The 19573-nt window shown below is 63.8% G+C and carries 21 protein-coding genes; 13 read left to right on the top strand and 8 right to left on the bottom strand.

What is annotated here, in order from left to right; all coding sequences use genetic code 11:
- The first annotated feature begins 6 nt into the window (after positions 1 to 6).
- The 8 genes from DFR45_RS02775 to DFR45_RS02740 all read left to right on the top strand — a co-directional run bounded on the left by DFR45_RS02775 (position 7) and on the right by DFR45_RS02740 (position 6689).
- Complete coding sequence (locus DFR45_RS02775; protein ID WP_066695122.1) at positions 7 to 339, top strand: hypothetical protein; 333 nt, start codon at positions 7 to 9, stop codon at positions 337 to 339.
- Entirely contained in the window at positions 336 to 1715 is a 1380-nt protein-coding gene (gene trbL / locus DFR45_RS02770) for a P-type conjugative transfer protein TrbL (RefSeq protein WP_066695124.1), read from the top strand. The genes DFR45_RS02775 and trbL overlap by 4 nt, the downstream gene beginning before the upstream one ends.
- A gap of 12 nt (positions 1716 to 1727) precedes the next feature.
- The gene (gene trbF, locus DFR45_RS02765; RefSeq protein ID WP_031656899.1) at positions 1728 to 2432 is read left to right on the top strand and encodes a conjugal transfer protein TrbF; all 705 of its coding nucleotides are present in this window, start codon (positions 1728 to 1730) and stop codon (positions 2430 to 2432) included.
- A complete protein-coding gene (gene trbG / locus DFR45_RS02760; protein ID WP_062832703.1) occupies positions 2429 to 3412 on the top strand; it encodes a P-type conjugative transfer protein TrbG in 984 nt (327 codons plus the stop codon). The genes trbF and trbG overlap by 4 nt, the downstream gene beginning before the upstream one ends.
- 2 nt (positions 3413 to 3414) lie before the next feature.
- A complete protein-coding gene (locus DFR45_RS02755; protein ID WP_114482136.1) occupies positions 3415 to 4683 on the top strand; it encodes a TraB/TrbI/VirB10 family type IV secretion system protein in 1269 nt (422 codons plus the stop codon).
- Positions 4680 to 4940 (top strand): DUF2274 domain-containing protein, encoded by a 261-nt coding sequence (locus DFR45_RS02750; RefSeq protein ID WP_011516297.1) that lies wholly within the window; start codon positions 4680 to 4682, stop codon positions 4938 to 4940. The genes DFR45_RS02755 and DFR45_RS02750 overlap by 4 nt, the downstream gene beginning before the upstream one ends.
- Before the next feature lie 94 nt (positions 4941 to 5034).
- Positions 5035 to 5772 (top strand): type IV toxin-antitoxin system AbiEi family antitoxin, encoded by a 738-nt coding sequence (locus DFR45_RS02745; RefSeq protein WP_114482135.1) that lies wholly within the window; start codon positions 5035 to 5037, stop codon positions 5770 to 5772.
- Positions 5769 to 6689 carry a nucleotidyl transferase AbiEii/AbiGii toxin family protein gene (locus DFR45_RS02740; protein ID WP_114482134.1) on the top strand — a complete coding sequence of 307 codons (921 nt, stop codon included), beginning with the start codon at positions 5769 to 5771 and terminating at the stop codon, positions 6687 to 6689. The genes DFR45_RS02745 and DFR45_RS02740 overlap by 4 nt, the downstream gene beginning before the upstream one ends.
- Here DFR45_RS02740 and DFR45_RS14320 read toward each other — a convergent pair.
- Positions 6686 to 7033, bottom strand: a complete 348-nt coding sequence (locus DFR45_RS14320) for a hypothetical protein (protein ID WP_144686939.1) — start codon at positions 7031 to 7033, stop codon at positions 6686 to 6688. The two genes, DFR45_RS02740 and DFR45_RS14320, sit on opposite strands and share 4 nt — an antisense overlap.
- 134 nt (positions 7034 to 7167) lie before the next feature.
- Here DFR45_RS14320 and DFR45_RS02735 point away from each other — a divergent pair, with 134 nt between their 5' ends.
- The 4 genes from DFR45_RS02735 to DFR45_RS02725 all read left to right on the top strand — a co-directional run bounded on the left by DFR45_RS02735 (position 7168) and on the right by DFR45_RS02725 (position 10025).
- Positions 7168 to 7749 (top strand): ComF family protein, encoded by a 582-nt coding sequence (locus DFR45_RS02735; protein ID WP_114482133.1) that lies wholly within the window; start codon positions 7168 to 7170, stop codon positions 7747 to 7749.
- A gap of 32 nt (positions 7750 to 7781) precedes the next feature.
- On the top strand, positions 7782 to 8312 hold the full coding sequence (locus DFR45_RS02730) for a hypothetical protein (protein ID WP_241659389.1): 531 nt from the start codon (positions 7782 to 7784) through the stop codon (positions 8310 to 8312).
- Positions 8313 to 8421: 109 nt separating this feature from the next.
- Complete coding sequence (locus DFR45_RS14315; RefSeq protein ID WP_144686940.1) at positions 8422 to 9177, top strand: hypothetical protein; 756 nt, start codon at positions 8422 to 8424, stop codon at positions 9175 to 9177.
- Complete coding sequence (locus tag DFR45_RS02725) at positions 9174 to 10025, top strand: hypothetical protein (RefSeq protein ID WP_144686941.1); 852 nt, start codon at positions 9174 to 9176, stop codon at positions 10023 to 10025. The genes DFR45_RS14315 and DFR45_RS02725 overlap by 4 nt, the downstream gene beginning before the upstream one ends.
- Before the next feature lie 298 nt (positions 10026 to 10323).
- Here DFR45_RS02725 and sorB read toward each other — a convergent pair whose 3' ends face one another.
- Both sorB and sorA read right to left on the bottom strand, forming a co-directional pair.
- Entirely contained in the window at positions 10324 to 10662 is a 339-nt protein-coding gene (sorB, locus tag DFR45_RS02720) for a SorB family sulfite dehydrogenase c-type cytochrome subunit (protein WP_144686942.1), read from the bottom strand.
- Positions 10663 to 10699: 37 nt separating this feature from the next.
- Entirely contained in the window at positions 10700 to 11908 is a 1209-nt protein-coding gene (sorA, locus tag DFR45_RS02715) for a SorA family sulfite dehydrogenase catalytic subunit (RefSeq protein WP_114482130.1), read from the bottom strand.
- A 342-nt stretch (positions 11909 to 12250) separates the two neighbouring features.
- On the opposite strand from sorA, the gene phbB reads away from it, so the two are divergent.
- A complete protein-coding gene (gene phbB / locus DFR45_RS02710) occupies positions 12251 to 12988 on the top strand; it encodes an acetoacetyl-CoA reductase (protein WP_114482129.1) in 738 nt (245 codons plus the stop codon).
- Between the two features lie 298 nt (positions 12989 to 13286).
- On the opposite strand, the gene DFR45_RS02705 is transcribed toward phbB, so the two are convergent.
- From DFR45_RS02705 to dapD, 5 genes are read right to left on the bottom strand one after another with little or no spacing between them, the layout of a single operon-like run.
- The gene (locus DFR45_RS02705; protein WP_114482128.1) at positions 13287 to 15338 is read right to left on the bottom strand and encodes an ABC-F family ATP-binding cassette domain-containing protein; all 2052 of its coding nucleotides are present in this window, start codon (positions 15336 to 15338) and stop codon (positions 13287 to 13289) included.
- Positions 15335 to 16300, bottom strand: coding sequence for a 50S ribosomal protein L3 N(5)-glutamine methyltransferase (gene prmB, locus DFR45_RS02700; RefSeq protein WP_114482127.1), 966 nt, complete (start codon positions 16298 to 16300; stop codon positions 15335 to 15337). The genes DFR45_RS02705 and prmB overlap by 4 nt, the downstream gene beginning before the upstream one ends.
- A complete protein-coding gene (gene dapE / locus DFR45_RS02695) occupies positions 16297 to 17493 on the bottom strand; it encodes a succinyl-diaminopimelate desuccinylase (RefSeq protein ID WP_114482126.1) in 1197 nt (398 codons plus the stop codon). Before dapE ends, prmB begins: the two co-directional genes overlap by 4 nt.
- A gap of 20 nt (positions 17494 to 17513) precedes the next feature.
- Entirely contained in the window at positions 17514 to 18686 is a 1173-nt protein-coding gene (locus DFR45_RS02690; RefSeq protein WP_114482125.1) for a PilT/PilU family type 4a pilus ATPase, read from the bottom strand.
- Positions 18687 to 18740: 54 nt separating this feature from the next.
- Positions 18741 to 19565 carry a 2,3,4,5-tetrahydropyridine-2,6-dicarboxylate N-succinyltransferase gene (gene dapD, locus DFR45_RS02685; protein ID WP_114482124.1) on the bottom strand — a complete coding sequence of 275 codons (825 nt, stop codon included), beginning with the start codon at positions 19563 to 19565 and terminating at the stop codon, positions 18741 to 18743.
- Positions 19566 to 19573: the final 8 nt, after the last annotated feature.

The following is a 19573-nucleotide window of genomic DNA, read 5'->3' as shown; positions in this document are numbered from 1 at the left end:
GCCGCCATGCGATGCGTCCTCGTCCTGTGTACCGCGCTGCTGGCCGCTTGCGGCGAGCAGCCGGTCGGCCACCTTGCGGATGCCCTGGCCGCCGATCCAGTGCGGCTCAAGGCGTTGCGCGAGCAATGCACGGCCCATCCACGACAGGTCATGCAGGCCACGGGCGAGGACGCTTGCCGTGCCGCCGCCGAAGCCTTCCGGCGGCGCTTCTTCTCCGGCCGGGCCGGGCCGGATGAATACCAGACGCTGGCCGACCTGCCGCCGATCCCGCCGAGCTTCGAGGAACCGGCCGATGACATGGCGGCGGCCGTTCCCGCCGAACCGGAGGACACGCCATGAATGACGTGACCATCATCGACCAATTCCTCAACACCTTTGCCGCTTATATCGACTCGGGTTTCGGGCTGCTGCGGGGCGAAGTGGCGTTCCTCACGGCCACGCTGATCGTCATCGACATGACGATCGTCGGCCTGTATTGGGCCATGAGCCATGCCACCGGCCAGGGCGAGGACGTGATCGCCAAGCTGCTGCGCAAGGTGCTCTACGTCGGTGCCTTCGCCTACATCATCAATAACTTCAACTGGCTGGCCAGCATCGTGTTCCGCTCGTTTGCGGGATTGGGCATCACCGCCACCGGCTCGGCCATCACGATGGAGAACTTCTTGCAGCCGGGCCGGCTGGCGAAAACCGGCATCGACGCTGGAGCGCCGATTCTGGAGCAGATCGGCGAGATGGCGGGCTTTCCCGAAGTGTTCGTGAACCTCGACCCCATCGTGGTGATGTTCCTCGCGTGGCTGGTCGTGGTCTTGTGCTTCTTCGTGCTGGCGATCCAACTGTTCATCACGCTGATCGAGTTCAAGCTGAACACGCTCGCCGGATTCGTGCTGGTGCCATTCGCGCTCTGGAACAAGACCGCGTTCCTCGCCGAAAAGGTCTTGGGCAACGTGGTGGCCTCCGGCGTCAAGGTTCTGGTGCTGGCCGTGATCGTCGGTATCGGCTCGGGCTTGTTCGCTCAGTTCCAAGTCCATCCCGCCGAGCCGTCCATCGACCACGCACTGGTCATCATGCTGGCCTCGCTCACCTTGCTGGCGCTCGGGATCTTCGGCCCCGGCATCGCCACGGGCCTCGTCTCCGGTGCGCCGCAACTCGGCGCGGGCGCAATGGCCGGTGCTGCAGTCGGCGCTGCCGGCACGGCCGTCGCCATCGGCGCCGCCGCGACGGGCGTGGGTGGCGCCGTGGCTGCTGGCGCGCGCATGGCCCCGGCCGCCGCCAAGCTGGCCGGCAGCGGTGCGCGCGCCGCTACGTCGGCGGCCAGCAGTGCGAAGTCGGCGTTTCAGGCCGGTTCCGCCGCCGCTGGCGGCGGCGCGAAGGGCGCGATGGCGGGCCTGGGCAACGTCGCCAAGACCGGCGCGCAGGCAGCCGGGCGAGGCGCGGCATCCCGCGCCTCCGCTGCCGGGCAGCGCATGGCCGCTCCCTTCCGCGCTGGCTGGAATGGCGCTGCTGCCGATGGCAGTGCGGCATCCGGTCAGGGTGGCGCAGGCGAGGCCGCAGCCAGCGCCGCTACCGCACAGAAACAGGAACAGCCCGCTTGGGCCAAACGCCTGCATCGCCGCCAGCAACTCACCCATGCCGCGACCACCACCGCCCACACGCTACGCGGTGGCGATGGCGGCGGCTCCGGCCAGGGGCCGAGCCTGCGCGATTCCGATTCATAAGGAGAACTGACCATGCGATTCAAGAAACCGCAGGTGCGCTATGCCGACACGCCGCAGCCTGCCACGCCGTACCAAGCTGCCGGCCAGGTGTGGGACGAGCGCATCGGCTCGCCGCGCGTGCAGGCGAAGAACTGGCGCCTCATGGCCTTCGGCTGCCTGACGCTCGCGTTGCTGATGGCTGGCGGCCTGGTGTGGCGCTCGGCGCAGTCCTTCGTGACGCCCTACGTCGTGGAGGTGGACAACGCGGGCCAGGTGCGCGCCGTGGGCGAAGCCGCCACGCCGTACCGGCCCAACGATGCGCAGACCGCGCACCACATCGCGCGCTTCGTGACGCTGGTGCGCTCGCTGTCCATCGACCCCATCGTCGTCCGCCAGAACTGGCTGGACGCCTACGACTACACGACCGACAAGGGCGCGGCCGTGCTCAACGACTACGCGCGGGTCAACGACCCGTTCGCGCGCATCGGCAAGGAGTCGGTGACGGTACAGATCACCAGCGTCGTGCGCGCCAGCGACACGTCTTTCAACGTGCGCTGGACGGAACGCCGCTACGTCAACGGCGCCGCGGCGGGCTTGGAGCGGTGGACGGCCGTGGTGTCCATCGTGCTCCAGCCGCCGCGCACCGAAGAACGCCTGCGCAAGAACCCCCTGGGCATCTACGTCAACGGCCTGTCGTGGAGCCGCGAACTGGATTCTTCCGAAGGAGCCAAGCCATGAATGATCTTTTCCGTAAATCCGCTTTGCCGGCGATCCTGCTCGCCCTCGCGGGCTGCGCCTCGCAGGGCAAGCCACCGCCAACCATCTCGCTCGATGAGCCGGTGCAGGCGCAGCCGCTGCCGGAGCCGCCCGCGCCGGTGGAAGTGGTGGCCGTGCCCGAGGTGCTGCCAATGCCGGCGCAGTTGAAGCCGCTCGAGGACGCCAAACCCGCGCCGGAGCCGGCCGACGAGAAGGTGCGCGTCTCGCGCGCCAATGCCGAGGCCCGCGTCGCGCCCACGCGCGAGGGCTACGTCAATGCGATTCAGGTCTGGCCCTTCACCGATGGCGCGCTGTATCAGGTCTATGCGGCCGTCGGCCGTGTGACCGTGGTTTCGCTCCAGCCGGGCGAGGAACTGGTGACGGTGGCCGCCGGCGATACCGTGCGCTGGATCGTGGGCGACACGTCCAGCGGTAGCGGTGCCGACCTGCGCGTGAACGTGCTGGTCAAGCCGATCCGCTCGGGCCTCAAGACCAATCTCGTCATTACCACCAGCCGCAGGACGTACCTGCTGGAGCTGGCTTCGACGGAGAAGACGTGGATGGCGTCCGTGTCCTGGGAGTATCCGCGCGACCGGATGCTGGCCTTGCAGCGTCAGGCGCAGGCGGCCAATGCCGCCGCGCCTGTCGATACCGGGCTGGCGCTGGAGAACCTGCGCTTCCGCTACGCGATCAGCGGCAGCAATACGCCCTGGAAGCCGCTGCGTGCGTTCGATGACGGCGAAAAGGTCTATATCCAGTTTCCGGCGGGCATCGCGCAAGGCGAGCTGCCGCCGCTGTTTGTCATCGGCGCGCAGGGCGACGGGCAACTGGTGAACTACCGCTTCCGCTCGCCGTACTACATCGTGGATCGGCTGTTCGGCGCGGCCGAACTGCGCCTGGGCGGTGACAAGGGCGACGTGGTGCGGATCGAGCGCACGGATGGCGTGGCACGGAGGAACTGACCATGAGCCAGGACAACACCCCCGACCTCGCCACGCCGCAGGCGGGCAAGGTCGCGCCCGAGGCGGTGGCGCTGCGCGCCCAGCCGCGCCCGGTCACGCGCCTAAACCGGCGCACGCTGGCCATCCTCGTCGGCGGCCTGTCGGTCGCCGTGCTTGGGGCCACGATCTGGTCATTGCAGCCGCAGCGGCGTGGCGCGGGCGAGCAGACCGAGCTTTACAACGTGGATCGTGTCTCGAAGTCCGAAGGGCTGGACGGCCTGCCGGCCGACTACTCGAAGCTGCCGCCGAAGGTGCCCGAGCTGGGGCCGCCGCTGCCGGGCGACCTCGGCCCGGCCATCGTGAACTCGCAGCAGCCAGCCGTGGCCGCCTACGCGGCCCCCGGCCACGATCCCAACGACGCCTTGCGCAAGGAAGCGGAGGCCGCTGCGGCTTCGTCGGTGTTCTTCCGCTCGGGTGGTCAAGCCGCGGCCACGGTGGCGCAGGCAGCGCCGGGCGTACCTGGCGTGGCAAGCACGCTCGCGGCCTTCGATCCGCTCGCCGCCGGGCCGGCCTCGACGGCGGCCCAGCCCGCCGACCCGACCGCCGTGCAGAACCGGCAAGACCAGAAAGAGGCGTTCCTGAAAGCCGGTTCTACGGAAACCCGTAATTCCGGCAATCTGGCGCTGCCGACGTCGCCGTATCAGGTCATGGCTGGAACGGTGATCGCCGGGGCGCTGGTGACGGGCATCAAGTCGGACTTGCCGGGCGATGTGATCGCCACCGTCACGGAGCCGGTCTATGACACGGCCACGGGCAAGTTCCTGCTGATCCCGCAGGGATCGCGCATCCTGGGCAAATACAACAGCCAGGTCAGCTATGGGCAGAGCCGCGTGCAAGTGGTGTGGAACCGGATCATCCTGCCGGACACGTCATCGCTGACGCTCGACAACCTCGTGGGCACTGACCCGGCCGGCTACGCGGGCCTGGAAGACGACGTGGACTGGCACTGGAAGCGCATCTTTGCCGGTGCGGTGCTGACGACGCTGCTGGGCGTCGGCGCCGAGCTGGCCGCGCCGGAGAACCGCCAGGACGGCAACCGCATCGTCATCGCCGGGCGCGACAGCGCCCAGGACAGCATCAATCAGGTCGGGCAAGAGATCACCCGGCGCAACATGAACATCCAGCCGACGTTGACGGCACGGCCGGGCTTGCCGGTTCGGGTGATCGTGGCGCGCGACCTCGTGTTGCGTCCTTACCAACCCATGTTCTATCAGCTTGGAGGTGCGCGATGAGTACCGCCCGAAAACTCCGCCTCGGCCCGTTGCCGTCCAGCGGTAGCACGAAGCTGACGTTCACCTGCCCGGCCAGCCTGAAAGCCGACCTGGACGCCTACGCCGCGCTGCACGCGCAGGCGTATGGCGAGGCCGTCGATGCAACGACGTTGATCCCGCACATGCTGGAGGCGTTCATTGCTGGGGATCGAGGATTCCGGCGGGGCAGGGGAGACGACACCCGATCGTCTTCCCGCACGGCTGCGCCGAAGGGATGAGATTTTGAATATGTTGCCGTTGTCGTATCCAAACTACGACTGGGTTCGCCATATCAAATTGACTTCCGCTTGGGAAAGTTGTAAAAATCGTAGTATGACTACGACTAATTCAAGCAAGCTAAACGCGCTCTACACCCGGCTGGCACCGGGAGCGCCGCTGACCTCGGAGGACTTGGCGGCGTTGGGCATCTCTGCCGACCTGGCCGTTCACTACGTCCGGGCAGGGTGGCTGACGCGCTTGGCGCGGGGGGTTTTCTGCCGCCCGAACGATTCCCCGGCGCTCCATTCCAGCCTGCTGCTGTTGCAGCGCCAATTCGAGGGGCTGCACGTCGGCGGCAAGTCGGCGCTGGACTGGTACGGCGTGCGCCAGTACGTGCCGCAGCAGCCGGTGCTGCATCTGTATGGCTGGAAGGCTGCACGCTTGCCGGAATGGTTCACCGAACGCTTCCCGGCCGAGTACCACCGCAAGCGCCTGTTCGATGAGCAGCCGGACGCCATGCTGCACGTCGGCCCGTTTGAGAAGCGCGGCGGGGCGCCGCAGGTGTCGGCGCCGGAGCGCGCCTTGCTGGAACTGTTGAGCGAGGTTGGCGTGCGCCAGCCCTTGCAGGAAGCCCGCGAACTCGTCGAAGGCGCGTACAGCCTGCGTGCCGATGTGCTGCGCGAGCTGTTGCAGCACTGCACGAACGTCAAGACCGTGCGGCTGTGCCTGCAACTCGGCCGCGAGGCGTCATTGCCCTGGGTGGCCAAGCTCGACTCGGCCTCGCTGCCGACGGGCAGCGAGCGGCCTTGGGTGTCTCGGTCGGCCGACGGCCTGCTGGTGCTCAAGCCATGAACCAGACCTATCTCGATACCGCGCGCCTGCTGACGCAGGTGGCGCCACTGGTGTTCGTGGATGACACCTTCGCCTTGAAGGGCGGCACGGCGATCAATCTGTTCGTGCGCGACATGCCGCGTCTGTCGGTCGATCTCGATCTGGTTTTTCCCGATCACACGCTGCCGCGCGACGAGGCGTTGGCGCGCATCAACGAGGCCATCCGGCAGGCTGCTGAGCGGCTGAAGAAGCGGGGATTTCAGACGCACGCGCCTGCTGCGGCAGTAGGGGAGACGAAGCTGCTGGTGCGTCGCGGCTCGATTCAGGTCAAGGTCGAAGTCAACTTCGTCATGCGCGGCACGGTTCAGCCGGTGCGCCGCGCTTCGCTGACGCCGGTTGCCCGCGACGTGTTGATGGCCGATCTGGAGATTCCGGTGGTGTCGCTGGAGGACGTGTACGGCGGCAAGCTGGTGGCGGCACTGGATCGGCAACACCCACGCGACCTGTTCGACGTGATGCAGCTCTTTGCGCATGAGGGCATCACGCCTGGCATCCGGCGTGCCTTCGTGGTCTATCTGTCCAGCAGCAATCGGCCGATCCATGAAGTGCTGTTCACGCCGTTGCGAGACATCCGGCACGACTACGAGCACAACTTCCAAGGCATGACGGCCGAGCCCGTGCCGCTCGATGCACTGCTTGCTGCCCGCGAGCGCATGGTGCGCGAAATCCATCAGGGCTTGGACGACGACGAGCGGCGCTTCCTGCTGTCGCTGGCCGCCGGTACGCCGGAGTGGTCATTGCTGGGCATCGCGCACCTCGAACATCTGCCGGGCATCCGCTGGAAGCTGCGCAACCTGGCGCAGTTGCAGAAGGTCGATGCGAGGAAGTTTGGCGAGCAGGCTGACCTGCTCGCCAAGCAGCTATCTGCGCTATGCTAGAAGGCGATTGATGATGGTGCCGCCAGCGTCGTCACCCCGCTAATCGCCCCATCTCCCGCGCCAGCAAAAGATGTCCGATGCAGACGGTAAAGACGACGGTAAGGCCCCATTTCGATCATCGCAAATCCCTTTAACCACGCGGACTTACGTGATTCATTGATGACCGAGTGGGAATGATCCCGCGTCTGGCAGTGGCTGGCACCAGCAGGCACTAAAACAACTCTAAGCCCGCGATTTTGCGGGCTTTTTTCATTATTGGAGTGGCACTGATTGGCGCCTTCTGGCACGTCCAAGCAGACTTTTTTCATGGCATTCTGAATGGTACTATGTGTCATCGATGCCATGATTGAGGTCAATACTATGCCATGAAGCAACAGGAGGTGAAGGTAGCAGCTCCGGCCGAGCAGGATCAGGCGCGGCGGGTGTTGGCTGGACGATTACAAGAAGCGCGACAAGTATTGGGCAAAGGGGGATCGCTTTGAAAGCTTCGCTTCGACAAATTCGTGGGCCTTGGGATGACGGGTGGGTGCTGGACAAGCACACCCTGCAAAGCGTTTATCTTGGTGATGACGAACATGGCCATGCGCGCTTTGATACGACCCGCACCGAGGTTGGCGAGGCCACGTATCAACTCAAGTACCGCAGCGATTGGGCGCAGGTTAAGCCGCTCGCGCAGGCCATTGCCGAGCACATCTACCCGAAGCTGGCCAACGTGGGGTTCATCGTCTCGATGCCGGCATCGAATCAGCGCCATCGGCAGCCTGTCACCGAAGTAGCCAATGAGCTGGGTGCGCTGGTGAAGGTGCCTGTCTTCGACGGCCTGCTGGTGAAAGCTGCGAATGGGAAGTCCCTCAAGGACCTGCACACCAAGGATGAGAAGATCGAAGCGATCGGCGACAGCTTCAGCGTGACCGATGGTATCCAAGGCAATGGTCCCTGGAACGTGCTCGTCGTCGATGACTTGTTCCACACCGGGGCGTCAATGGAGGCCGCTTGCAAAGTGCTGCGTGCGTACCCCAAGGTACGGAAGATCTACGTAGCCGCACTGACTTGGAGATGAAGATGACTACGCGAGTTTTCATTGCTGGTTCGATGAACATTAAGCACCTTGATCCGAAGGTCAAGGAGCGAATCGACAACATCGTTGCCCAAGACTTTGAGGTGGTGGTGGGCGATGCTGACGGAGCCGACACCTCGATCCAGCAGTATCTGGTCAACCACGGTACGACGAGGGCAATCGTTTTCTGTAGCGGTGAGCGGCCCAGAAACAATGTAGGGCATTGGCCTGTTCAATGCGTCGAGACAAGTCACTCCCAGGGATCGCGTGCGTTCTTCACCGCCAAAGACATCCGCATGGCCGAGGTTGCTGACATCGGATTGATGATCTGGGACGCCAAGAGCACGGGTACTCTCAGCAACGTCATCGAACTTTTGGCTCGGAAGAAGAAATCTGTCGTATTTGTGAATAAGGCTAAGGTCTTCAAGAACATCGCCACAGTTGAACAGCTCGAAGATCTACTGTCTTTCATGTCGGAACATGCCAAGCAGAAGGCCGACGAGAAGATTAGGCTGTTTGCTCGGATCGACGCACTGAAGCACGAACAGATTCAGATGTTTGCATGAGTGGAAAGAGGGGCAGAGCCGGATTCAGATCGGGCAAGTTCCAGAGTACGATATACAACTCTGCGAATTCCAGCGGGCGAACAATATTAAGCGCGCTTCGGAGGTATAGGTGAAGATCGAACAAGGCATCTTGATTCCAGCCACTCTGACACCTGTAGGTGAGGGTATTACAGGTGCGAGTTACGCAATCGTGGTGATCGCAGGCCTTTCGCAAAGATGCGTAGTCAAAAGAGCTGGAGATCGCGAAATTGCCGCGGAATGCTTATGCGCATTGCTTGGCAATGCTCTGGGGCTACCGACTTTGGTTCCTGTCGTGGTCACCGATCCCCGCGATAACACCTTATGGTTTGGTGCCCGCGAAGTCGGCTATCCCAGCTTGTCCAGCCGACTACGGATCGGTACACATGCGGATGCTCTCCAGATGCAGGCCCTGGCCTCCATTCTTTCGGCATGGTCTCAAGTTGGGCAAGTTATTTCTTTTGACGAACTGATAGTGAACGGCGACCGCAACCCTGGAAACGTGCTCTGGAACGGTATTCAGTTCACCATCATCGATCATGAGAGAACCTTGGGAATCAAACCGATGCAACTGAACAAGCTAGCGTTTTTTGCAACCAACCAGTTTCAGCCACAGTTGGTAGCGAGCGTTCAAAGTGCAGGCACTAGCGCTGCGTTGGCGCAGCAAGCATTGCTTGGAGTAGGTTCAACCGTGTGGCAAATGATTGAGGCTGAGTTTGCTGCGGTTCCATCAGTTATCGGGCAGCATTGTGTGACTTTTAGTGGGCTTGCGCGGTCTAATTTAGGCTCACTCGCTGCCAACACAGCCAATGCGATGACTCCTATGTTCGCGAGGCAACAGCCATGACCACACTTTCTGCGTTTGTAGACAACAACGCCCGATATAGCGTGATCGGATGGGAGCCTGTGCCGGGATCAGGTGAACGCATTAATGTCGCGGCGCTGTGCGAGTTTGACGGGCGCTATATCGCGAAATCCCTTGTTCGAGAAGATGTGCTGCGATGCATGTATGGCGCGGCTGGTGACGGTGTTGTCCATATGGTGGGCGGGATGATGGATGCGCTGTCTGCGGTCGCGCATGGTCATGGGCTGGAGGCTGCCCTTGCGTCGATTCCGCTTAGCAATTTTTCTATGTCCTCGCCGCGTGCTACATGGGCGAGCAACGAAAACGACCTGTTGCGGCAAATTGTGTTAATGAATTGCAGCCTGAGCGTAATTGCTGATGAGCCATTGCCAACCAGTGATGATCTTCCAACGCCAGAGAGAGAAGTTAATCAGCAGTGGACAACGAAGGTGAAGGAGGCAATCCAAGTGTTGCGTCCTGACTTGAGTATGTATTTCAACCGTGAGGCGGTTTTGGTCGATGGCGGTGTTCCAGTTCGGTTTGCCATTCTCACTCAACGCCTCGCGGCACAGTTCGGCTTATTGAGGCCATCGCAGCAGAACCAGGGGATGGAGGACGCCAGAGCGAAGATGTGGAAATTGGCTCTGGCAAAGGAGCGGAATCCTGCGTTAACAGCCACCCTGCTGTTTGGTACACCCAGCGAGGAAGACATAACGCTCAGCGACAAGCAAAGATATCGCCTGAAGTCCAATGTTGGGGAACTACAGCAGGAAGCAGCGCATCGGAATGTTGACTTCAGTGAGGTGCACACTGTTCCTGCTGCCGCTGCCAGAGTAGTAGAACTGGCTTAAATTGGTTGCCGACGGCCGTCATGGTATTTTTCGTGGTACTGATGAGATGTGTGATCGTAAGTTGCTGATGTTAAATGAGTTTTTTCTGTTATCAACAATCGAGTGGGAGTGAGGCAGCTTTTTTGATCATGCCCCGGGCAAATCTTGAGTGCCCTGGCCTTGCATCACCGAGTTCGCTTTGGCAGCCGTTCGGCCGCGCATCGACGCGTACCTGCAACGCGCCCATCCGCCGCCGCGCACGACGCTGCCGCCTTTGGAGCTGCAGGAGGCGCGCTGAATCTCCTCGCGGCCTTGTGGGTCAACGGGGCCGCTCGTTCCCGTAGGTCTTCACAAGATAGTCGACGATATCCGGGATGTCGCTCTCTTGTATGGGCGCGTTGAAGACGTTTTTCATGCGCTTGACCATTGCTTCCCAATAGGGTCTGGCAGCGGTTGGCGGCTGATAGACGATGTACTCGGCCGAGTGGCAGGCAGCGCAGACGGCAGTCTTGGCGAAGCCGGGGTGCGCGCTCGGTTGGAGGAATACGGTATCGGCTGGGGCCTGGTAGGTTTTGGTGACGGCTTGTGCGAGCAGTGGCGCGGCGCCCGTTCCGAGTACGGCGGCTGACAAAAGCGTGGTGCGCAGGAAAGCATGCATTACTTTGCTCCTCTTCTTTTTCTTTCAGGGCAGTCCATCAGACCGCGTTTACTTTGACGGACTCAACCACGTTGCGCATATAGCCTGCTGGTTGCCATAGCGCCTGCATGGGCTGGCTTTGCCCAGAACGATTCCAGGCGCGCACGCGCAGGTCGTACGAGCCTTTTTCGGGCGTAAAGCCGAACTTGAATTCGCGGAACGAATAACGTCCGATGTCTTCGCCCAGACGGGCCTGGCGCCAGTTTTGTCCCCCATCGAGCGAATATGCGACTTCCCGAATGCCTTGACCGCCATCGAAAGCGATGCCGCGCACTTCCAGGGGCGCTCCGGCGCGGATTTGCTCGCCGTCCTGCAGCGAAGTGATGAAGGAGCGTACGTTCATACGCCCGATCGGTCGCGTCGATGGGGGCGTTTTGCCGGGATCGACGCAAGCGCAGTCGTTGTTTGGAATGCGGTAGGCGGTCTTCATCCAAAAACCATCGAATTCATGATCGATGATGCGGATTTCGGAAAGGTGCTTGATCCAATAAGTGCCGTAATAGCCAGGCACGACCAGAACTACCGGAAAACCATTGAGATAGGGCAGATCGGCGCCGTTCATCTGGTAGGCCACCATCACCTCGCCGTCGAGCGCATGGTCGATCTCGAGCGCTTTGACGAAATCTCCCCCGCCCATCAGGGGGTAATCCAAACCGTCGAACGTCACATAGCGCGCTGCACCGCTCACATTGGCTTGGGCCAAGATGTCCTTGAGAGGCACACCGAGCCAGCGTGCATTGCCCATCGCGCCGTTGCCGAGTTGTCCGCCCGTGACGCGAGGCTCGAAAAAGGCACGGCTGTTGCCTGAGCATTGTTTCACGGCGACGAGCTCGACAGGTCGAAATTGCGTCTTGAGCGCTTGCATGGTGAGCTCGAACGGCTTGCCACAGGCATTGCCGCCGATTTTGATGACGTGTTTGTCGCCGTCGATGGCCGGAGGCAGGCCGTTGTGGTGATAGCGCACGAAAAAGGCGTCATTCGGCGTCAGCAGCCCTTCATTGAAGACGCTGAATGGCGTTTCAAGTTGTGGGGGCCGCGTCGTCAGCACGATCAGTTCGCGCTTTTCCGGAAAGGCGATGAGGTGCCGCCGTCCATTGGCAAAAGGCATTTCCACGGTTTTGGCGGCATGGGCCGTGCCTGCCAATGCGCTCAGCCCGATGCCACCCACGGTGGCAGAAAGCCATTGTCTGCGTGACAGTTTTTGCATGTTTGCTCCTTTTTTCTAAGCACGACGGTGCAGTCCGCGTGGTGTTTTGTAGGAAACAAATACTAGCACCCAACGACAAAATGCGCACAGACCTGGGCCACTAGGAGCCTGTCGGACTTTGGAATAGTCGGCTGTGAATCCGGAAAAAACTGGCCTCGCTGCGGCACCTTCTCGCTTTCGACGCCCAAAGTCCGACAGGCTGCTAGCCGACGTGCACTTTGGCCGATCGACACGCTTGGTTACAGACTCGCGGCGCGAATGGGTGTTTTCCGCAGCGTCGGGTGGGGTGAATTTGGGTAGAGTGGCTGCTGGGACAACAATCGTTTACTGAGGAGAACCGCAATGGGTCAGAAAGTCGCATACGTCACTGGAGGCATGGGGGGCATTGGCACGGCCATTTGCCAGCGTTTGTTCAAGGATGGCTTCAAGGTCATCGCGGGCTGCGGGCCGACGCGCGACCACGCCAAATGGGTGGCCGAGCAAAAAGCGCTGGGCTACACGTTTTACGCCTCCGTGGGTAACGTGAGCAACTGGGATTCGACGGTGGAAGCCTTTGACAAGGCCAAGGCCCAACACGGCAGCATAGACGTGCTCGTGAACAACGCCGGCATCACGCGCGACCGCATGTTCCTCAAGATGACGCGCGAGGATTGGGACGCGGTGATCGAAACCAACCTCAACAGCCTGTTCAACGTGACCAAGCAGGTCGTGGGCGACATGGTCGAAAAAGGCTGGGGCCGCATCATCAACATCAGCAGCGTGAACGGCGAAAAGGGCCAGGCCGGGCAGACCAACTATTCGGCGGCCAAGGCCGGCATGCACGGTTTCACGATGGCGCTGGCGCAGGAACTCGCGGCCAAAGGCGTGACGGTGAACACCGTGAGCCCGGGCTATATCGGCACCGACATGGTCAAGGCCATTCGCCCCGAGGTGCTCGAAAAAATCATCGCCACCGTGCCGCTCAAGCGCCTCGGCGAGCCGCGCGAGATCGCCTCCATCGTGGCCTGGCTCGCGTCCGAAGATGGCAGCTATTCGACGGGGGCGGATTTTTCCGTCAACGGCGGCTTGCACATGGGATGAAGCTATTCGCCGCGTGCCAACAAAAAACCCCGCTTTTGCGGGGTTTTTTATGGCAGGGAAGAGGATAACGCTGCGAAAACCGCAGCATGGACGGTGGCGGATCAGCAGCCGCGAGCCGGCGCACGCTTGCGGTCGCGCTCGTCTTCGGGCCAGAGGGTCAGAGGTGCGGTGGTTTGCATGGCAGAAAACTCCTGTGATGCTCTGAAAAACGCCACAGCTTCACACTGCGTTGACAGGGCAGGCAAATTTTTTTGCGTTCTGCTTTGCGGGGCCTTGGTTTCTCGCGCCAGAAAGATTTTTATCCAACTCCAGCCGTGTCGGCCGCGGCGTTCAGCGCCTCGAGCGTCGCGCTGAGTTCGAGCCAGCGGTCTTCGAGCGCGGTGATTTCGTCGCCGCATTCCTTGAGGCGGCGGCCGCAGTTGGCGATGTCGGCGGGCGCGAGCGGCTGCGTGAGGCGTTCTTCGAGCGCGCTTTTTTCGGCGGCGAGTGCGGCCAGGCGCGCGTCGATCTGCGCGATCTCGCGCTGGATCGGGCGGGTCTTCTCGGCCAGCTGCTGGCGCGCCTGGGCGCTTTGCCGGCGCGCTTCGCGCGGCGCGAGGGCGGGTGCCGCGGTTTCAGGCAAAAAACCAGCGTTTGTGCTTGATGTGCCTGCGTGAGCAGCTACGTTTTCAGTAGATTTTGCCGCGCCGGCGGGTGCGGCCTGCGTGCGCGCCAGCTCGCGCAGGCGGCGGCTTTCTTCGAGCAGGTAGCGCTGGTAGTCGTCGAGGTCGCCGTCGAACGGCGCGACCGCGCCGCGGCCCACGAGCCAGAATTCGTCGCACACGGAGCGCAGCAGCGCACGGTCGTGGCTCACGAGCATCACCGTGCCGTCGAAGCCGTTGAGCGCGACCGACAGGGCCTCGCGCGTGACCAGGTCGAGGTGGTTGGTCGGCTCGTCGAGCAGCAGCAGGTTGGGGCGTTGCCAGACGATCATGGCCAGCACCAGGCGGGCTTTTTCGCCGCCGCTCATGCTGCCCACGGGCTGCTGCACCATGTCGCCCGAGAAGTTGAAGCTGCCCAGGTAGTTGCGCAGGTCCTGCTCGCGGCTGGGTGCGGGGTTGTGCATGGGGTGGGTGGGGCCCATCTCGCGTGCCAGGCGCACCATGTGTTCGAGCGGGTTCTCGCCGGGGCGCAGCAGGTCGAGCTCCTGCTGTGCGAAGTAGCCTATGCGCAGGCCCTTGCCCTCGGTGATGCGGCCAGCGAGCGGCGGCATCTGGCGTGCGATGGTCTTGACCAGCGTCGATTTGCCCTGGCCGTTCGCGCCCAGAATGCCTATGCGCTGGCCCGCGAGCACCGAGCGGTTCACGTGCTGCAAGATGGTGGTCACGTGACCGTCTGCGCTGCGGTAGCCGAACGCGGCGTCGCTGAGCGTGAGCATGGGGTTGGGCAGGCTCGGCGGCTCCTTGAATTCGAAGCTGAACTCGGCCTCGGCGAGCACAGGGGCGATTTTTTCCAGGCGCTCGAGCGCCTTGACGCGGCTTTGTGCCTGCCGCGCCTTGGTGGCCTTGGCCTTGAAGCGGTCTATGAATTTTTGCAGGTGCGCGATTTTGTCCTGCTGGCGCGCATACGCAGACTGCTGCAGCGCGAGCTGCTGCGCGCGCAGTTCCTCGAAGCGGCTGTAGTTGCCGCCGTAGCGTGTGAGCCGGCCCTGCTCGAGGTGCAGCGTGACGGTGGTCACGGCGTCGAGAAACTCGCGGTCGTGGCTGATCACGATCAGCGTGCCGGCGTAGCGCTGCAGCCAGGCTTCAAGCCAGACCAGCGCGTCCAGGTCCAGGTGGTTGGTGGGCTCGTCGAGCAGCAGCAGGTCGCTCGGGCACATGAGCGCGCGCGCGAGCTGCAGGCGCATGCGCCAGCCGCCTGAAAAGCTGCGCACGGGGCGTTCGAGCTCGGCCAGCTGAAAGCCCAGCCCGAGGATCAGCGTCTGTGCACGCGCCACGGCATCGTGCGCGCCGGCGTCGGCGAGGTCGCTGTGCGCCTGCGCGATGGCCATGCCGTTGCCTGCCTGCTCGGCCTGCTGCAGTGCCTGGCGCAGCTCGGCCAGGCGCGTGTCGCCCTGCAGCACGAAGTCGGTGGCCGAGGCGTCGGTTTCGGGCATCTCTTGCGCGACTTGGGCGAGGCGCCAGCCGGGCGGGAAGAACCATTCGCCGCTGTCTTCGTGCAAGTCGCCGCTGAGCAGCGCAAACAGCGAGGACTTGCCTGCGCCGTTGCGCCCGACGAGGCCCACGCGCTCGCCGGGGTGGATGGTGGCGCTCGCGTGGTCGAGCACGAGCTTGCTGCCGCGGCGCAGGCAGATGTCTTTGAGCGTGATCATGCGATGGCAGGGGGCGCGAGCAGCGCGTCGCGCGTGAGCAGCAGCACTTGGTCTGCGCCGGCGCTGGTTTCAAGCCAGATCGGCTGCAGCTGCGGGAAGGCGGCCTCGAAGTGCGCGCGTTCGTTGCCGATTTCGAGCACGAGGACGCCGTGGGGGCCCAGGTGCGTGGGGGCATCGGCGAGCAGGCGGCGGACGAAGTCCATGCCGTCGGCGCCGCCCGCGAGCGCGAGCGCGGGCTCGGCGCGGTATTCGGGCGGCAGCTGCGCCATGCTCGCGGCGTTCACGTAAGGCGGGTTGCACAGGATCAAGTCCCACGGGCCGGGGAGTTCGGCGAGCCCGTCCGAGCGCTGGAGCCGGATGCGCTCCTGCAGGCCGTGCTTGGCGACGTTGATGCGCGCGACTTCGAGCGCCTCGGGCGAAATGTCGGCGGCAGTCACAGTGACATCGGGCCAGACCAGCGCCGCGAGCACGGCGAGGCTGCCGTTGCCCGTGCACAAATCGAGCACCTGGCGCGTATCGGGGCTGAGAAAGACATCGAGGCTGCCATCGACGAGCAGCTCGGCAATGAAGCTGCGCGGCACGATCGCGCGCTCATCGACGTAAAACGGCACGCCCATGAGCCAGGCCTCGTGCGTGAGGTAGGCGGCGGGCTTGCGGGTGCGTATGCGCGCATCGAAAAGCGTAGCTACTTGCGCAAGCTCGGCGGGCGTAATGGGGCGATTTGCCATGCCATTTTCGGCCGCATCTTCGGCTCCATCGTCGGTGATGGGCGTGTCCAGCGGCAGGCCCAGGCGCCAGAGGATCAGCCAGGCCGCCTCGTCGCGCGCGTTGGTCGTGCCGTGGCCGAAAGCCACGCCCGCGGCCTCGAGCAGGCGCGTGCCCGCGTCGAGCAAGGCGCCCAAGGTTTCGCCCTGCAAGGCGGGCAGGGCGGCGGCGGGAAGGTTTTGGTCGGCGGCGCTCATGCCTGGGCGGCCCCGGCCTGCGCGGCGGCCTGGGCTTCGAGCGCTTCGAGCGTGCGGCGGTAGATGTTCTTGAGCGGCTCGATGTCCGCGAGGCACACATGCTCGTCGATCTTGTGGATCGAGGCATTGGGCGGGCCGAGTTCGATCACCTGCGGGCAGATTTGCGCGATGAAGCGCCCGTCGCTCGTGCCGCCGGTGGTCGAGAGCTCGGTCTCGATGCCGGTTTCGGCGCGTATGGCCTGCTGCACGGCGTGCACGAGTTCGCCCACGGGCGTGAGGAAGGGCTGGCCGCCGAGTGTCCAGCGCAGGTCGTATTCGAGCCCGTGGCGGTCGAGCACCGCGTGCACGCGCCGCTGCAGCGATTCGGCCGTGGATTCGGTGGAAAAGCGGAAGTTGAAATCGACCTCCAGGCTGCCCGGGATGACGTTGGTCGCGCCCGTGCCTGCGTGGATGTTGCTGATCTGCCAGCTCGTGGGCGGGAAAAAGGCGTTGCCCTCGTCCCAGGTGGTCGCGGCGAGCTCGGCGAGCGCGGGCAGCGCCTGGTGGATGGGGTTGCGCGCGAGCTGCGGGTAGGCCACGTGGCCCTGGATGCCGCGCACCGTGAGCTTGCCGCTGAGCGTGCCGCGGCGGCCGTTCTTGATCATGTCGCCGCTGCGCTGCACCGAGGTGGGCTCGCCGACGATGCACCCGTCGAGCCGCTCGCCGCGCGCGCGCAGGCGCTCGACCACGACCTTGGTGCCATCGACCGAGGGGCCTTCCTCGTCGCTCGTGAGCAAAAAGGCGAGCGCCAGGTGCGGCGCGGGTGTGGTGGCGAGGAATTCCTCGACGGCGACGACGAAGGCGGCGATCGAGGTCTTCATGTCGCTCGCGCCGCGCCCGTAGAGCTTGCCGCCGCGCTGCGTGGGCAGAAAGGGGTTGCTGCTCCAGTGCTCGAGCGGGCCGGTAGGCACGACGTCGGTATGGCCTGCGAATACTATTGTTTTGGAAGCTGCTAGCGCAGAGCCATCAAGCGCTGCGGGCCTTTTTGCCCATAAATTGCTGACGCGGAACTCGGGCGGGCCGCTGTCCATGCGCTCGCAGACGAAGCCCAGCGGCGCGAGGCGCTGCGCGAGCAGTTCGAGGCAGCCCGCATCTTCGGGCGTGACGGAGGGCCGGGCGATGAGCTGCTCGGCCAGTTGCAGGGTGCGGGACATAAAAAAGAAGAAGCGGGTGCTCAGTCGGGGTCCACGTCGAGCACGATTTCGGTGAACGAGGGTTGGTCGTCCTCGCTGGGGGCGGGTTGGGCTTTTTGTTGCTGCTGCGCCTTGGCGGCGTTGGCGGCGAGGGCAAAGTCGTTTTGCAGGCGCCAGGTGAGGTTGGTGGGCGAGTCGGCATTGGCGAGTGCTTCCTTGCGCGCCACGAGTCCATCGCGCACGAGCCGGGCGAGGTCTTCTTCGAAGGTTTGCGAGCCCTCGGCCAGCGACGACTCCATGGCTTCGCGAATGCCCGAGAAATTGCCCTGCTCGATCAGGTCGGCCACGAGCTTGGTGTTGAGCATGACCTCGGCCGCGGGCAGGCGCGTGCCTTGCACGGTACGCACCAGGCGCTGCGAGACGATGGCACGTAGCGCCGAGGACAGGTCGCCGAGCATGGCTGCACGCACCTCGACGGGGTAGAAACTCAGGATGCGGTTGAGCGCGTGGTAGCTGTTGTTGCCGTGCAGCGTGGCCAGGCACAGGTGGCCCGACTGCGCGTAGGCGATGGCGGCGGACATGGTTTCGCGATCGCGGATTTCGCCGATCAGGATCACGTCGGGCGCCTGGCGCAGCGCATTTTTGAGTGCGATCTGCAGCGATTGCGTGTCCGTGCCCACTTCGCGCTGGTTGACGATGGATTTCTTGTTTTTGAACTGGTATTCGATCGGGTCTTCGACGGTGAGGATATGGCCCGTGAGTTCGCTGTTGCGCTTGTCTATCATGGCCGCGAGCGTGGTGCTCTTGCCCGAGCCCGTGGCGCCCACGACCAGTACCAGGCCGCGCTTTTGCAGCACGATCTCCCCTAGTGCCGCGGGCATGTTGAGAGAGGCGAGTTCTGGCACTTGGTACGAGATGAACCGGATCACGACCGCATACGTGCCGCGCTGGCGCATCGCGCTGATACGAAAGCGCCCCACGCCAGCGAGTGGAATGGCGAGGTTGAGCTCGCCCGTTTCTTCGAGCTCTTCCATGCGCTCGGGCGAGACGACCTCGGCCAGCAGGTCGCGCGGAGCGTTGGGCGGCAGCATCTGGCTGTTGATCGGCACGCACTCGCCGTGGATGCGGATCAGCGCCGGTGCGCCGGCCGAAAGGTACACGTCCGAGGCCTGCTTTTCGCCCATCAGACGCAAAATCCGCTCCATCATGCCCATGGGAGGCTCCTTTCGTGGTGGTGCGCGCAAATCGCAGTCGCTGCAGTGTGGGCTTCAGGCGCGCAGCAGGTCGTTGAGGCTGGTCTTGGCGCGCGTCTGCGCATCGACGCGCTTGACGATGATGGCCGCGTAGAGGCTGTATTTGCCGCCCTCCTTGGGCAGGCTGCCGCTGATCACGACCGAGCCTGCGGGCACGCGGCCGTAGCTCACTTCGCCCGTGGCGCGGTCGTAGATCGGCGTGCTCTGGCCGATATAGACGCCCATGGAGATGACGGAGTTTTCTTCGACGACCACGCCCTCGACGATCTCGGAGCGTGCGCCGATGAAGCAGTTGTCCTCGATGATGGTCGGGTTTGCCTGCAGCGGCTCGAGCACGCCGCCCAGGCCCACGCCGCCCGAGAGGTGCACGTTCTTGCCGACCTGCGCGCACGAGCCCACCGTGGCCCAGGTATCGACCATGGTGCCCTCATCGACGTAGGCGCCGATGTTCACGTAAGACGGCATCAGGATCGCGCCCTTGGCGATGAAACTGCCGCGGCGCGCCACGGCGGGCGGCACCACGCGCACGCCCAGGGCCTGCAGTTCGGCGGCCGAAGCGCCGGCGAATTTGGTGGGCACCTTGTCGTAGAAAGCCAGGTCGCCCGCGCGCATGAGGGCGTTGTCGCTGAGGCGAAAGGACAGCAGCACCGCCTTCTTGATCCACTGGTGCACCGTCCACTGGCCCACGGCCGTGCGCGTGGCCACGCGCAGGCGGCCCGCGTCGAGCTCGGCGATCACGTGCTCGACGGCGTCACGCACCTCTGGGGGTGCGCTCGTCGGCGAAAGGTTGGCGCGGTCGTCCCACGCGGCGTCTATGGTGGCTTGCAGTTGCTGGGTCATGAAAATCA

This window comes from Extensimonas vulgaris, from assembly GCF_003337425.1.
Taxonomy (GTDB): Bacteria; Pseudomonadota; Gammaproteobacteria; order Burkholderiales; family Burkholderiaceae_C; genus Extensimonas; species Extensimonas vulgaris.
This window is presented reverse-complemented; position numbering and strand designations above follow the sequence as displayed.

Coding starts and splice junctions, on each gene's coding strand:
- DFR45_RS02775 (WP_066695122.1), top strand. CDS start 7: ATGCGATGCGTCCTCGTCCTGTGTACCGCGCTGCTGGCCGCTTGCGGC.
- trbL (WP_066695124.1), top strand. CDS start 336: ATGAATGACGTGACCATCATCGACCAATTCCTCAACACCTTTGCCGCT.
- trbF (WP_031656899.1), top strand. CDS start 1,728: ATGCGATTCAAGAAACCGCAGGTGCGCTATGCCGACACGCCGCAGCCT.
- trbG (WP_062832703.1), top strand. CDS start 2,429: ATGAATGATCTTTTCCGTAAATCCGCTTTGCCGGCGATCCTGCTCGCC.
- DFR45_RS02755 (WP_114482136.1), top strand. CDS start 3,415: ATGAGCCAGGACAACACCCCCGACCTCGCCACGCCGCAGGCGGGCAAG.
- DFR45_RS02750 (WP_011516297.1), top strand. CDS start 4,680: ATGAGTACCGCCCGAAAACTCCGCCTCGGCCCGTTGCCGTCCAGCGGT.
- DFR45_RS02745 (WP_114482135.1), top strand. CDS start 5,035: ATGACTACGACTAATTCAAGCAAGCTAAACGCGCTCTACACCCGGCTG.
- DFR45_RS02740 (WP_114482134.1), top strand. CDS start 5,769: ATGAACCAGACCTATCTCGATACCGCGCGCCTGCTGACGCAGGTGGCG.
- DFR45_RS14320 (WP_144686939.1), bottom strand. CDS start 7,033: ATGGCATCGATGACACATAGTACCATTCAGAATGCCATGAAAAAAGTC.
- DFR45_RS02730 (WP_241659389.1), top strand. CDS start 7,782: ATGAACATTAAGCACCTTGATCCGAAGGTCAAGGAGCGAATCGACAAC.
- DFR45_RS02725 (WP_144686941.1), top strand. CDS start 9,174: ATGACCACACTTTCTGCGTTTGTAGACAACAACGCCCGATATAGCGTG.
- sorB (WP_144686942.1), bottom strand. CDS start 10,662: ATGCATGCTTTCCTGCGCACCACGCTTTTGTCAGCCGCCGTACTCGGA.
- sorA (WP_114482130.1), bottom strand. CDS start 11,908: ATGCAAAAACTGTCACGCAGACAATGGCTTTCTGCCACCGTGGGTGGC.
- phbB (WP_114482129.1), top strand. CDS start 12,251: ATGGGTCAGAAAGTCGCATACGTCACTGGAGGCATGGGGGGCATTGGC.
- DFR45_RS02705 (WP_114482128.1), bottom strand. CDS start 15,338: ATGATCACGCTCAAAGACATCTGCCTGCGCCGCGGCAGCAAGCTCGTG.
- prmB (WP_114482127.1), bottom strand. CDS start 16,300: ATGAGCGCCGCCGACCAAAACCTTCCCGCCGCCGCCCTGCCCGCCTTG.
- dapE (WP_114482126.1), bottom strand. CDS start 17,493: ATGTCCCGCACCCTGCAACTGGCCGAGCAGCTCATCGCCCGGCCCTCC.
- DFR45_RS02690 (WP_114482125.1), bottom strand. CDS start 18,686: ATGGGCATGATGGAGCGGATTTTGCGTCTGATGGGCGAAAAGCAGGCC.
- dapD (WP_114482124.1), bottom strand. CDS start 19,565: ATGACCCAGCAACTGCAAGCCACCATAGACGCCGCGTGGGACGACCGC.